The sequence below is a fragment of the Streptomyces sp. NPDC051322 genome (assembly GCF_040689485.1).
Taxonomy (GTDB): Bacteria; Actinomycetota; Actinomycetes; order Streptomycetales; family Streptomycetaceae; genus Streptomyces.
On the sequence record NZ_JBFBAK010000010.1, the window covers coordinates 1 to 12,625 of the forward strand.

Genomic DNA, 12,625 nt, shown 5'->3' on the forward strand with positions numbered 1-12,625 from the left:
TCTCTGCGCCGCCCCGCGTTCGGGGGCGGCCCGCCCCCCCCCGGCCCGCCCGCCCCCGCTCCCCCGTACCCCGTTACCCCCCTCGGTACATCCGCCGCATCCCCCGAGGCGGCGGCCCCCGTACCCCCGATCCTCAGGCGACCAACTCGCCGAAGGAATCCTCCTCGTCACGGCCGAAGCTGAGCGCTTCGTCGTCCCGCATCCGGCGCAGGGAGCGCCAGATGCTCGACTTCACCGTGCCGACGCTTATACCGAGAATGTCCGCGATTTCCGGGTCCGTGCGGCCCTCGTAGTAGCGCAGCACCAGCATGGTGCGCTGCGGTTCGGGCAGCCGGGCCAGCGCCTGCCAGAGCACCGCGCGCAGTTCGGTTCCGCGCATCGCGTCCGTGTCGCCCGCCGTCTCCGGGAGCTGCTCGGTCGGATACTCGTTGATCTTGCGCCGGCGCCAGGCGCTGATGTGCAGATTGGTCATGGTGCGGCGCAGATAGCCGCCGACCGCCGCCTTGTCGCTGATCCGGTCCCAGGCGCGGTAGGTGGAGAAGAGCGCACTCTGCAGCAGATCCTCGGCCTCGAAGCGGTCACCGGTCAGGTGGTACGCGGTGGCGTACAGGGAGGCGCGGCGTTCCTGTACGTAGGCGGTGAACTCCGCCTCCGACAGGGACTGCCGCTCCCCCGTGTCCTCCCGGTACGCCGCCGCGTGTTCGGCGTGCTCCGACGGCGTCTGTTCCAGCGGTGCGTCGACCACGGTCATGTACGCCGTGGACTGACGCCCGGTGCCGCGAGCACACCCCCGCCTGCTTACGGCACCGGACTTCTCGGCGTTGCGCGCTGCCACTACGTCGTGCAGACGCGTGATTACTGCGCTGGAGTTGGTGCTGTGCAGTGTGTTCATCTCGCGCCCCCCGTCGTGGAGTCGTGCTCGGCCTGTGATGAAGAGATTGCCCTGGCAGTTTCATGACGGTGTCTGCCGACTGTCACAGCCGCGTTACAAGGGGGGATGACGGGAGGCGGAAGCGATCAGAGCGCTCCAGAGGTCGAACTCCGCTGCCCCCATGGGCCAGAATGGCCCCCGTGCCCTTCCTGTTGCTGATCGAGGACGACGACGCCATCCGTACGGCTCTTGAGCTGTCTCTGTCACGCCAGGGGCACCGTGTGGCCACGGCCGCCACCGGCGAGGACGGTCTGAAGCTGCTGCGCGAACAGCGGCCCGATCTGATCGTGCTGGATGTGATGCTGCCCGGGATCGACGGTTTCGAGGTCTGCCGGCGGATCAGACGCACCGACCAGCTGCCGATCATCCTGTTGACCGCGCGCAGCGATGACATCGATGTGGTGGTCGGCCTGGAGTCCGGCGCCGACGACTATGTGGTGAAGCCGGTCCAGGGCCGGGTGCTCGATGCCCGGATCCGTGCGGTGCTCCGCCGCGGGGAGCGCGAGTCCACCGACTCGGCGGCCTTCGGCAGTCTGGTCATCGACCGTTCCGCGATGACCGTGACCAAAAACGGTGAGGACCTTCAGCTCACGCCGACCGAACTGCGGCTGCTCCTCGAGCTGAGCCGCAGGCCCGGGCAGGCACTGTCCCGCCAGCAGCTGCTCCGGCTGGTGTGGGAGCACGACTATCTCGGCGACTCCCGGCTGGTGGACGCCTGCGTCCAGCGGCTGCGGGCGAAGGTCGAGGACGTGCCGTCCTCGCCGACCCTGATCCGTACGGTCCGTGGCGTCGGCTACCGGCTGGACACTCCTCAGTGAGTCGTACGTTCCTCCGCAGGTTGCGATGGACCAGTCTGCGGCTGCGGCTCGTCGTCGTCTTCGCGCTGGTGGCGCTCACCGCGGCGGTCTCGGCGTCGGGCATCGCTTACTGGCTCAACCGTGAGGCGGTACTGACCCGCACACAGGACTCCGCGCTGAAGGACTTCCGGCAGGAGATGCAGAACCGGGCCGCCTCGCTGCCGCTGCAGCCGTCGCAGAACGAACTGCAGACCGCCGCCGTGCAGATAGCGAGCAGCAGCAACCCGGGATACAGCGTGCTGCTGGTCGGTGAGCGGGCCAAGGGCAAACCGGTCGTCGGCTATTCGAACCTGGACAATTTCACCCTGTCCGATGTGCCGCAACGGCTCCAGGAGGCGGTGGGCAAGCAGCAGGACGTCGGCGCGAGCAACGCGTACGCGTACCACTTGTTCTGGCAGCGGATCACCCTGCACGGCAAGCCGTATCTGGTCGGCGGCACCCGGATCATCGGGGGCGGGCCCACCGGTTACATGCTCACCTCGCTCGCCCAGGAGCGCGAGGACCTCAACTCCCTCGCCTGGTCACTGGCGATCGCCACCGCACTGGCGCTGATCGGCTCCGCGCTGCTCGCCCAGGCGGCGGCCACCACCGTGCTCCGGCCCGTACAGCGGCTCGGGGACGCGGCCAGGCGGCTCGGCGAGGGCGAGCTCGACACCCGGCTCAGGGTCTCCGGCACCGACGAACTCGCCGATCTTTCCCGGACCTTCAACAGGACAGCCGAGGCGCTGGAGGAAAAGGTCAGCCACATGAGCGCGCGGGAGGAGGCGAGCCGCCGTTTCGTCGCCGACATGTCGCACGAGCTGCGGACCCCGCTGACCGCGATCACCGCCGTCTCGGAGGTCCTCGAGGAGGAGTCCGAGAACCTCGACCCGATGATCGCGCCCGCCGTGCAGCTGGTGGTCAGCGAGACCCGCAGACTCAACACGCTGGTGGAGAACCTGATGGAGGTCACCCGCTTCGACGCGGGCACCGCCAGGCTGGTCCTCGACCACGTGGACATCGCCGACCAGATCACCGCCTGCATCGACGCACGTGCCTGGCTCGACGCGGTGGAACTCGACGCCGACCGCGGCATCATGGTGCGTCTCGACCCGCGGCGCCTCGACGTGATCCTGGCGAACCTGATCGGCAACGCGCTCAAGCACGGCGGTTCCCCGGTGCGGGTGGCGGTGCGGATCGAGGGCGAAGAGCTGGTCATCGAGGTGCAGGACCACGGCCCCGGCATCCCCGAGGACGTGCTCCCGCACGTCTTCGACCGCTTCTACAAGGCGAGCGCTTCCCGGCCGCGTTCGGACGGCAGCGGCCTCGGCCTCTCCATTGCGATGGAGAACGCACACATCCACGGCGGGGACATCACCGCGGCCAACGCGGCGGACGGCGGTGCGGTGTTCACCCTGCGGCTGCCCCGCGACCCGGCGGATCCGGCCGACGACCAGGAAGGCGATCACGCATGAGGGCGGGCAGGCCGGTGGCGGCGCTCATCGGGGTGGCGGCGCTCTTCGCCGCGGCGACCGGATGCGGGATCCGGGACACCTCGGTGCCGGTGGACGCGGGGGCCGCGCCCTCCCGGGTGGCCTGTGACCTGCCCGCGGAGAACGTCACGGCTCAGGCGCTCGAGGGCATCCCGGTCCGGGTCTATCTGGTCTGCGGGAGCCGCCTGGTCTCCGTGGACCGTACGGTGCAGATCGCCGAGGGCCGGACGCTGTCCGACGGCGTACGGGTCGCCGAGAAGCTCCTCGACGAACTGCGCGAACCGCCGACCGCCGCCGAGAAGAACGCCGGCTTCACCACCGACGTACGGGATCCGATCGCGGTGAGCGCCGGGCACCGGAGCGACCCGGCGGGAGCGCTGCGACTGAGCGTCGCACCGGAGGACCTGCCGGCCAACGCCCTCGCCCAGATCGTCTGCACCTACGCGGAGAGCGCGGCGGCGGAGACCGACGGCTCGGTGGTGCTCGGCGGCCCCGGGCAGGACCCGCCGCGGGCGTACTCCTGCACCCAGGACCTCAAGACCCGGCCGGGCTCCGACCCGAACCTGGGCAACCTACGGCCAAGTGGCTGACGCGGGACCCAGTGCCTGACGCGACCGGCACGTCACCGTGACAAAGTCGGCGGAACCGATCCCGATGGTGGCCGCGTCTTGGAAGGCGTGCGTCAAGGAATGGGCGGCCGCGCCGTCATCCGTGTCCGCGTCGCGGGGATCGTCCTCCTCGCCGCGCATCTGCTGGTCGTCGGCTGGCTGACGCTGCGACCCCTTGACGTGATGTGGGTGACCGCATCGAATTTCACCCCGTTCGCCGGCCTCCGCGCGGACCTGGCCCTCGGCGCCCTGCAAGCCACGCGTCGCATCGGCGAGGGCCTGCTGCTGCTCGCGCCGCTGGGCGTGCTGCTGCCGCTCGCGGGCGCCCGGCTGTACGGCTCTCCGTGGGCCTCGCTGGCCCGTACGGTCGCGGCGGGCGCTCTGATCTCGCTGGCCATCGAACTGCTGCAGACGGGTGTGCCCGGCCAGGTCGTCGATGTGGACTCGCTGCTGCTGAACACCGTCGGGGTGGCCCTGGCGCACGTCGCGGTGGTGCCTGCCGCACGGTCCCGGCTGCGCGGCAGGCAGGCGCAGCCACGCCGCGCGCTCCCACCGCAGGAGGAGCCTGCTCAGGGGCCGACCCCGATGATTCCCAGGGTCGGGATCGCCCCGCGGAGCGACGCTCTGTACCAACGCTCCGCGTCATAGTGGAAGTACCGGGAGCGCGACGGAGCAGCTCCCGAAGCTTCCCGAAGGAGCCCCTCATGTCCGCACTTGCCCGCCCCCGTGACGGCCGTGTCCTCGGCGGAGTGTGCGCAGCGCTGGCACGGCGCTTCGGCACGTCCGCCACCACCATGCGGGTGATCTTCGTGGTCTCGTGCCTGCTGCCGGGGCCGCAGTTCCTGCTCTACCTGGCGCTGTGGATCCTGCTGCCGTCCGAGTCTCCGAGGTCGGCGTCGACCGCCTGGTAGTCCGGGCCCGCCGACGACCGCAGCGGGGCGCACACCCGTGGGGACGGGTGTGCGCCCCGCTGCCGCTTCACTGCTGGGCCGGCCGGCGCTCCGGTGTCAGGCGCCGATGCCGGACAGCGCATCGCCCGGCAGCGAGTTGCCGGACAGCGAGCCGCTGGGCAGGCCGCCGAGCAGGCCGCCGGGGTTGGCCCCGCCGTTGAGGGGCAGCCCCTTCGACAGGGTGCCGGCGAGGGCGTTCGGCAGGCTTGCCGATTCGCTGCCGAGGGCGGTCCGACCGGCGTCCACCGACTTGCCGGCTCCGAGCGGCAGCTGGGCGGGGCCGACCTGCACCGGGAGTGCCTCGGCGACGGAGTCCAGGGCTCCTGACACGTTCGGCGCGGCCGCCGGAACGGTGGCTGCGGAGGCGGAACCGGCGGCGACTGCGGCAAAAGCGGCACCGACGACGGCGACACCGAGGGTCTTGGCAGCAGACTGCTTCATGAGGAAAACGTCCTTGTGACGGGGAATTTGAGCGGTTACGCAAGGTAGCCATCCGTCAGCACGTCCCGCAAACACCCGTCAGTGCCCGTAACCACCGGCGCCCGGCCGCTTTCGGTCGGCGTCTTCAGCTCGTCGAATCCTTGGAACCACTGGTCACGGCGGTCTGACGGAACAGCCATTCCGCCTTGAGTTCGGCGTAACCGGGCTTGATGACGTCGTTGATCATGGCCAGCCGTTCATCGAAAGGAATGAACGCCGACTTCATCGCATTGACGGTGAACCACTGCATGTCGTCGAGCGTGTAGTCGAATGCATCGACCAGGGACTCGAATTCACGGCTCATGGTGGTACCGGACATCAGCCGGTTGTCGGTGTTCACCGTCGCCCGGAAATGCAGCCTCCGCAGCAGCCCGATCGGGTGCTCGGCGTACGAGGCGGCGGCGCCGGTCTGCAGGTTGGACGTCGGGCAGAGCTCCAGCGGGATGCGCTTGTCGCGGACGTAGGCGGCGAGCCGCCCGAGCTTCACCGTGCCGTCGTCGGCGACCTCTATGTCGTCGATGATGCGCACGCCGTGGCCGAGCCGGTCGGCGCCGCACCACTGGAGCGCCTGCCAGATCGACGGCAGACCGAAGGCCTCGCCGGCGTGGATGGTGAAGTGGTTGTTCTCCCGCTTCAGATACTCGAACGCGTCGAGGTGCCTGGTGGGCGGGTAACCCGCCTCGGCGCCCGCGATGTCGAAGCCGACGACGCCGGAATCGCGGTAACGGTTCGCGAGCTCGGCGATCTCCAGGGCGCGGGCCGCGTGCCGCATGGCGGTGAGCAGCGCCCCGACCCGGATCCGCCTGCCGTTCTCACGGGCGATCCGCTCGCCCGTGCGGAAGCCCTCGTTGACCGCCTCGACGACCTCTTCGAGACTCAGCCCGCCGTCCAGGTGCTGCTCGGGCGCGTAGCGGATCTCGGCGTACACCACGCCGTCCTCGGCGAGGTCCTCGGCGCATTCGGCGGCGACCCGCACCAGGGCCTCGCGGGTCTGCATGACGGCGCAGGTGTGCGCGAAGGTCTCCAGATAGCGCTCCAGCGAGCCGGAGTCCGCCGCCTCCCGGAACCAGATGCCGAGCTTGTCGGTCTCGGTCTCGGGAAGCGACTCGTACCCCACGGCGCGGGCGAGTTCGATGATGGTGCCGGGGCGCAGGCCGCCGTCGAGGTGGTCGTGCAGCAGCACCTTCGGTGCGCGGCTGATCTGGTCGGTGGTGGGCGCTTGCCCGGTCTGGCTCGTCATCTGTGCACTTTAGCCCCTACGCGCGTAGAACAGTCCCCGCCGATATGTAACAGTGACCGTCTTGGAGGGTGGAGTACACCTCCGCTTCTGAGACTGTTCCGTTATGGCACAGCAAGCACCCGGCCTGCCGGAAGCCCGGCTGGGACCGGTAGTCGGGGCGGACGGCGCCCGTTCCGGGGTCGGTGGCGTGGTGCTGCTGCTCCCCGACGGCGCCCCGCTCTCCAAGCGCCGCCCCTCTCCTCTTCCGTACGCCTCCCTCCGCCCGCTGGCCCGACGGCTGGCCCGGGCGGGCCGCGACGACGGTCTGGCGGCCCATGTCGTCCGGTACCGCTTTCACGGCTGGAACGGCACCGACGCGCATCTCGCCGAGGACGCGAACCGGTGCGTGGACGAGGCCGTACGGCGTTACGGGGACGTGCCGGTCTGCCTGGCCGGGCGCGGCATGGGCGGCCGCGCGGCCCTGCACGCGGCGGGCCACCCGGCGGTCGCCTCGGTCCTGGCGATCGCTCCGTGGCTCCCGGACGACGACCGGGCCCCGGCACCCGAGCCGGTGAAGCAGTTGGTGGGGCGGCAGGTGCTGATCGTGCACGGCACGACGGACCGGCGTGCGGACCCGGAGCTCTCCTTGCGCCTGGCCGAACGCGCCAAGAAGATCAACCGCACCACCTGCCGTTTCGAGGTGCACTCGGACGGCCACGCACTGCGCCAGCACCGGGCCGAGGTGATGGCGCTCGCATCGGATTTCGTGTGCGGGACGCTGTTCTCCCGGCGGTTCTCGCGGCCGGTGGTCGATGCGCTCGCGGCTCCGCCGCCGCTGGGGCTGCGGATGCCGTTGGCGGCGGGGTTCGGACGGACGCTGGAGCGGTAGCCGCAGGCCTTCGGACAGCCTCAGGAGCTGAAGGTGGGCAGCAGTCTTCCCCGCCGTGACAACAGGAACTCCTTGAAGGCGGCGACCGGAGGCGTGTCCGGGTGGCCGTCCAGCCAGGCCACCCCGATCTCGCGCACGGCCCGCGGCGCGGTGACCGACAGCTCCACCACCCCGGGCCTGGGCACCGCGGGCGGGGGCAGCAGCGCCACCCCCAGGCCGGCGGCGACCAGACCGCGCAGGGTCTCCGCCTCCTCGCCCTCGAAGGCGACCCGCGGGGTGAAGCCGGCCTCGGCGCACAGGTCGTCGGTGATACGCCGCAGGCCGTATCCGGGCTCCAGCGTGACGAAGGCCTCGTCGGCGGCCTCGATCAGACGGATCCGCTTGCGTCCGGCCAGCCGGTGATCGTCCGGCACCACCAGCCGCAGCCGCTGCTCGTCGAGACGGCGGGCGACCAGATCCGGCGCGTCGGGGACCGGCGAGGTGAGGCAGAGGTCGAGTTCCCCCGCCCGCAGCCCCTTGAGCATCGCCTCGCCGTAGTTCTGCACCAGTTGGAAGCGCACCTTCGGATGGTCTGCCCGGAAGGCGCGGATCAGTGCGGGCACCGTCTCGGAGCCCATGGTGTGCAGAAAGCCGAAGGAGACCCGGCCCGCCGTGGGATCCGCGTCCGCCCGTACCGAGTCCGCAGCCCGCTCCACCTCGGCGAGAGCCCGCTCGACGGTGGTGAGGAACGTCCGGCCGGCCGGAGTCAGTGAGACGGTGCGGCCCTTGCGGGCGAACAGCGCCACCCCCAGGTCCGCCTCGAGCCTGACCATGGCACGCGAAAGGGTGGACTGCGGCACCGACAACTCGTGCGCGGCCCGGGTGACGTGCTCGTGGCGGGCCACCGCCTCGAAGGAGGCGAGGCGAGGCGCGAGCAGGAGGCGGATGTCTTCTTCGTAACTACCGGGTGACATCCGGGGCTGTGAGCTGTTGTCATGCACCATGGGAACGATTATGGCCAGTCCGTGCATTGGACGCATGAGAGCCGGTCGGCCTACGTTCGCCGTATGCCTCCCGCGAGTACCGAGGCGCTGAGCACGTCGAGCGCCCCGTCCGAGTCCGCCCCGCCCCAGTCCGCGTCCGCCGAACCGCAGCAGCTGATGCCGGGCCGTCCCGGCTACCGCCGGATGAGCTTCGCGCTCTTCGCCGCCGGTGTGGCCACCTTCGCCCTGCTGTACTCCACGCAGGCGCTGCTGCCCGCGATCACCTCCGACTTCGGTGTCACGGCGAGCCAGGCCAGCTGGACGGTCTCCGCCGCGACCGGCGGACTCGCCCTCTTCGTACTGCCGCTCAGCGCGCTGTCCGAGCGGTTCGGACGGCGGACGATGATGACGGCCTCGCTGACGGTCGCCGTGGTCATCGGACTGTTGGTTCCGTTCGCGCCGGACCTGGGCTGGCTGATCGCGCTGCGCGCCGTGCAGGGCGCGGCTCTCGCCGGGCTGCCCGCATCGGCGATGGCGTTTCTCGCCGAGGAGGTGCGGCCGAAGGCACTGGTGGCGGCGATCGGTCTGTTCGTCGCGGGCAACTCCATCGGCGGGATGAGCGGGCGCATCCTGGCCGGCTGGGCCGCGCAGGCCTGGGGCTGGCGCGCCGCGCTCGGCACGATCGGCCTGGTCGCGGTGGTCTGCGCGGTCGGCTTCCGGCTGCTGCTCCCGGCAGCCCGCAACTTCACCCCGGTCTCCCTCAACCCCCGGGCCCTGGGCCGTACGGTCGGCGCCCACCTCGGCGACCCGCTGCTGCGCCGGCTGTTCGCGATCGGCGCGCTCTTCATGACGGTGTTCGGTGCCGTGTACACGGTGATCGGCTACCGGTTGGTCGGCGCACCGTTCGATCTGGCCCAGGGACTGGCCGGTTCGGTGTTCCTGGTCTATCTCGTCGGTACGGTCTCCTCCGCGGCCGCCGGACGGCTGGTCAACCGGCTCGGCCGGCGCGGTGCGCTCTATCTCGCCGGTTCGACGACCGCGGCGGGCCTGCTGCTCTCGCTGGCCGACCTGCTGCCGGTCGTACTGCTAGGGCTCGTCCTGATCACCGCTGGTTTCTTCGCCGGGCACGCGGTCGCCTCGTCGGCCGTGAGCCACACCGCGAAGACCGGCCGGGCCCAGGCGTCAGCGCTCTACCAGTCGGCGTACTACCTGGGCAGCAGCGCCGGCGGTGCGCTCGGCGCGGTCGCCTTCCATGCCGCGGGCTGGGCGGGCACCGTCGCGCTGGGGCTGCTTGCGGTACTCGGTGTCGTGGCGGTCACCGTGCACGGGTCGCACAGCGCCCGGGCCGCCCGCCGGATGACTGCCGCGGTGCGCTGACCGGCGCCGAGCCGGGCTCGCGCAAGAGACCTGCCCCGCCCCGGACGGGTGGTGAACGGCTGTTCCGGGGGCGATTGTCAGTGGCCCCCTGTAGCTTTTCAATCGCTGGTGCGATTGGGATTCAAGCAGGGGGCACCCTATGAGCGACCTGGCCACAACCGACCTCGACGTCCGTCTGGAAGGGCACCGGACCGAGCTGACCGGATACTGCTACCGGATGCTCGGTTCGGCCTTCGAAGCGGAAGACGCCGTGCAGGACACCATGGTCCGCGCCTGGCGGAGCTTCGACCGGTTCGAGGGGCGTTCCTCGCTGCGCTCGTGGCTGTATCGCATCGCGACCAACGTCTGCCTGGACATGCTCAAGGCCGGCAGCAAGCGCGCCCGCCCGATGGACCTCACCGCTGCCACCCCGGTCGCTCAGGCCGCGCTCAACTCCCGCCCCGAGGTGACCTGGCTGGAGCCGGTGCCGGACGGCCGGGTGCTCCCCTCGGTGAGTGACCCGGCGGAGACCGCGGTGGAGCGGGAGACGATCCGGCTGGCCTTCGTCGCCGCGTTGCAGCATCTGCCGCCCAAGCAGCGGGCCGTGCTGATCCTGCGCGAGGTGCTCGCCTGGAAGGCGAGCGAAGTGGCCGAGTTGCTCGAAACGACCGTCGCTTCGGTCAACAGCGCACTTCAGCGAGCCCGTGCCACGCTCGCCGAATCCCCGCCCGCGACGACCGACTCCGCCGACCCGCTGGACGAGGAACAGCAGAAGCTGCTCGCCCGCTATGTGGCGGCCTTCGAGGGGTATGACATGCAGGCGCTGACCGCGCTGCTGCATGAGGACGCCACGCTGTCCATGCCGCCCTACGACCTGTGGCTGCGCGGACACGAGGACATCGTCGGCTGGATGCTGGGCGTCGGCTCGGTCTGCCGTGGTTCGCGCCTGGTGCCCGTGGTGGCCAACGGCACGCCGGCCTTCGCGCACTACCACCCGAGCGAATCGGGCAAGGGCTTCGACCCCTGGGCGCTCATGGTCATCGAGATCACCGACGGCGCGATCGCCGGGATCACGTCCTTCCTGGACACCGAGCGCTGGTTCCCGCTGTTCGACCTGCCCACCCGCCTGGAGGAGTGAGCGCGGCCGCCACCTCCCTACGACTCGTCGGCAAGCCCCACCAGTTCCAGCAGTGCGACGAGCGCGGGAGCGGCATGGCGCAGGCGGATGCGGCTGCCGTGCCGGCGGGCGGTGAGCCGGAGCCGGACGACGGCTTCGACCGCGGTCAGGTCGGGGCGGGTCAGCGCTCCGACGTCGCAGTCCACCACGGGCGCCCCCGTGCTGGTCAGCAGCGCCCGCAGCTCCTCGCACAGGCGCGGGACATCGGCCCGGCCGACCGGCCCGGCAACGACAAGGGCGATCGGCCCGGTGACATCCACAAGGGGAAGACCGGCGCGGCGAACGGAAATCATCGGTGCGCCGCCGCCGGCCGAACCGGGGGGCCGCGAACCAGCCCAGCACGCCCTGCGACGAGATCAGGGCGGTGGCGTGCGGTCCCCCCACCAGACCGTGGTCGGCCATGGGCACGCCCCTGCCGAGCGCGGATATCCCGGTCAGGCGATGCGTTCCAGGACGATCGGGCTCGCCGTGAAAGCGGTCCCGGCGGGGGCGATCTCGTACGCGGCGGCGAGCGATTCGAGGGCGTAACCGAACTTCTCCGGGGTGTCGGTGTGCAGGGTGAGCAGCGGCTGCCCCGCCGTCACCCGGTCCCCCGGCTTGGCGTGCAGCTCGACGCCCGCCCCGGCCTGCACCGGGTCCTCCTTGCGCGCCCGGCCCGCGCCGAGACGCCAGGCGGCCACCCCGACGTCGTACGCGTCGAGGCGGGTCAGCACGCCGCTCGAAGCGGCGGTGACCACATGCTGCTCGCGGGCGACCGGCAGGGCCGCGTCCGGGTCGCCGCCCTGGGCCGAGATCATCCGGCGCCAGTGGTCCATCGCCGAACCGTCGGCGAGCGCCTTGGCCGGGTCGGCGTCCGGCAGCCCCGCCGCGTCCAGCATTTCCCGGGCCAGCGCCAGGGTGAGCTCGACGACGTCGGCCGGGCCGCCGCCCGCGAGGACCTCGACGGACTCCCGCACCTCGAGGGCGTTGCCCGCGGTCCGGCCCAGCGGGGTGGCCATGTCGGTGAGCAGTGCGACCGTCCGCACACCGTGGTCGGCGCCGAGGCCGACCATGGTCGAGGCCAGTTCGCGGGCGTCGGCCAGGTTCTTCATGAAGGCGCCGGAACCGACCTTGACGTCCAGCACCAGCGAACCGGTGCCCTCGGCGATCTTCTTGGACATGATCGAGGAGGCGATCAGCGGGATGGCCTCGACGGTGCCGGTGACGTCGCGCAGCGCGTACAGCTTCTTGTCGGCCGGCGCCAGGCCGTCGCCCGCCGCGCAGATGACCGCGCCGACCGAGTCCAGGACGTCCAGCATCTCGGCGTTGGAGAGCAGCGCCCGCCACCCGGGGACGGACTCCAGCTTGTCGAGGGTGCCGCCGGTGTGGCCCAGACCGCGGCCCGACAGCTGCGGCACGGCGGCCCCGCAGGCGGCGACCAGCGGGGCGAGCGGCAGGGTGATCTTGTCGCCGACACCGCCCGTGGAGTGCTTGTCGGCGGTCGGTCGGGAGAGCGCCGAGAAGTCCATCCGCTCACCGGAGTTGATCATCGCGGCGGTCCAGCGGGCGATCTCGGCGCGGTTCATGCCGTTCAGCAGAATCGCCATGGCCAGCGCGGACATCTGCTCGTCGGCGACCTCGCCGCGGGTGTAGGCGTCGATCACCCAGTCGATCTGCTCGGGGCTCAGCTCGCCGCGGTCCCGCTTGGTGCGGATGACGGAGATGACGTCCATGGCTTTCCTTCC

Annotated in this window: 14 protein-coding genes; 8 read left to right on the top strand and 6 right to left on the bottom strand. The window is 71.1% G+C overall.

Going from position 1 to position 12,625, the window contains the following annotated elements:
* Positions 1-133: 133 nt before the first annotated feature.
* Positions 134-892 (bottom strand): SigE family RNA polymerase sigma factor, encoded by a 759-nt coding sequence (locus tag AB0436_RS22715; protein WP_366469768.1) that lies wholly within the window; start codon positions 890-892, stop codon positions 134-136.
* A gap of 179 nt (positions 893-1,071) precedes the next feature.
* On the opposite strand from AB0436_RS22715, the gene afsQ1 reads away from it, so the two are divergent.
* The 5 genes from afsQ1 (at position 1,072) to AB0436_RS22740 (ending at position 4,779) form a co-directional block, all read left to right on the top strand.
* The gene (gene afsQ1 / locus AB0436_RS22720) at positions 1,072-1,749 is read left to right on the top strand and encodes a two-component system response regulator AfsQ1 (RefSeq protein WP_328540803.1); all 678 of its coding nucleotides are present in this window, start codon (positions 1,072-1,074) and stop codon (positions 1,747-1,749) included.
* 20 nt (positions 1,750-1,769) lie between these two features.
* Positions 1,770-3,242, top strand: coding sequence for an ATP-binding protein (locus AB0436_RS22725; RefSeq protein ID WP_366469770.1), 1,473 nt, complete (start codon positions 1,770-1,772; stop codon positions 3,240-3,242).
* Positions 3,239-3,850, top strand: a complete 612-nt coding sequence (locus AB0436_RS22730; protein WP_366469772.1) for a hypothetical protein — start codon at positions 3,239-3,241, stop codon at positions 3,848-3,850. The genes AB0436_RS22725 and AB0436_RS22730 overlap by 4 nt, the downstream gene beginning before the upstream one ends.
* 99 nt (positions 3,851-3,949) lie before the next feature.
* Positions 3,950-4,516 carry a VanZ family protein gene (locus tag AB0436_RS22735; protein ID WP_366469773.1) on the top strand — a complete coding sequence of 189 codons (567 nt, stop codon included), beginning with the start codon at positions 3,950-3,952 and terminating at the stop codon, positions 4,514-4,516.
* A 56-nt stretch (positions 4,517-4,572) separates the two neighbouring features.
* The gene (locus AB0436_RS22740; RefSeq protein ID WP_366469774.1) at positions 4,573-4,779 is read left to right on the top strand and encodes a PspC domain-containing protein; all 207 of its coding nucleotides are present in this window, start codon (positions 4,573-4,575) and stop codon (positions 4,777-4,779) included.
* 96 nt (positions 4,780-4,875) lie between these two features.
* On the opposite strand, the gene AB0436_RS22745 is transcribed toward AB0436_RS22740, so the two are convergent.
* Positions 4,876-5,259, bottom strand: a complete 384-nt coding sequence (locus AB0436_RS22745; RefSeq protein ID WP_366469775.1) for an ATP-binding protein — start codon at positions 5,257-5,259, stop codon at positions 4,876-4,878.
* Between the two features lie 124 nt (positions 5,260-5,383).
* Positions 5,384-6,538: an adenosine deaminase gene (locus AB0436_RS22750; protein WP_366469776.1), complete on the bottom strand. Its 1,155-nt coding sequence runs from the start codon at positions 6,536-6,538 to the stop codon at positions 5,384-5,386.
* 103 nt (positions 6,539-6,641) lie between these two features.
* Here AB0436_RS22750 and AB0436_RS22755 point away from each other — a divergent pair, with 103 nt between their 5' ends.
* On the top strand, positions 6,642-7,406 hold the full coding sequence (locus AB0436_RS22755; RefSeq protein WP_366469777.1) for an alpha/beta hydrolase: 765 nt from the start codon (positions 6,642-6,644) through the stop codon (positions 7,404-7,406).
* 20 nt (positions 7,407-7,426) lie between these two features.
* Here the strand turns inward: AB0436_RS22755 and AB0436_RS22760 are convergent, their stop codons facing one another.
* A complete protein-coding gene (locus AB0436_RS22760; protein ID WP_366469778.1) occupies positions 7,427-8,389 on the bottom strand; it encodes a LysR family transcriptional regulator in 963 nt (320 codons plus the stop codon).
* Between the two features lie 63 nt (positions 8,390-8,452).
* Between AB0436_RS22760 and AB0436_RS22765 the strand changes: the two genes are divergently transcribed.
* Both AB0436_RS22765 and AB0436_RS22770 read left to right on the top strand, forming a co-directional pair.
* The gene (locus tag AB0436_RS22765) at positions 8,453-9,745 is read left to right on the top strand and encodes an MFS transporter (protein ID WP_366469779.1); all 1,293 of its coding nucleotides are present in this window, start codon (positions 8,453-8,455) and stop codon (positions 9,743-9,745) included.
* A gap of 139 nt (positions 9,746-9,884) precedes the next feature.
* Complete coding sequence (locus tag AB0436_RS22770) at positions 9,885-10,862, top strand: sigma-70 family RNA polymerase sigma factor (protein WP_366469780.1); 978 nt, start codon at positions 9,885-9,887, stop codon at positions 10,860-10,862.
* A gap of 17 nt (positions 10,863-10,879) precedes the next feature.
* On the opposite strand, the gene AB0436_RS22775 is transcribed toward AB0436_RS22770, so the two are convergent.
* Together AB0436_RS22775 and AB0436_RS22780 are read right to left on the bottom strand one after the other, a co-directional pair.
* A complete protein-coding gene (locus AB0436_RS22775; RefSeq protein WP_366469781.1) occupies positions 10,880-11,194 on the bottom strand; it encodes an STAS domain-containing protein in 315 nt (104 codons plus the stop codon).
* 141 nt (positions 11,195-11,335) lie between these two features.
* On the bottom strand, positions 11,336-12,613 hold the full coding sequence (locus AB0436_RS22780; RefSeq protein ID WP_366469782.1) for a thymidine phosphorylase: 1,278 nt from the start codon (positions 12,611-12,613) through the stop codon (positions 11,336-11,338).
* Positions 12,614-12,625 lie beyond the last annotated feature (12 nt).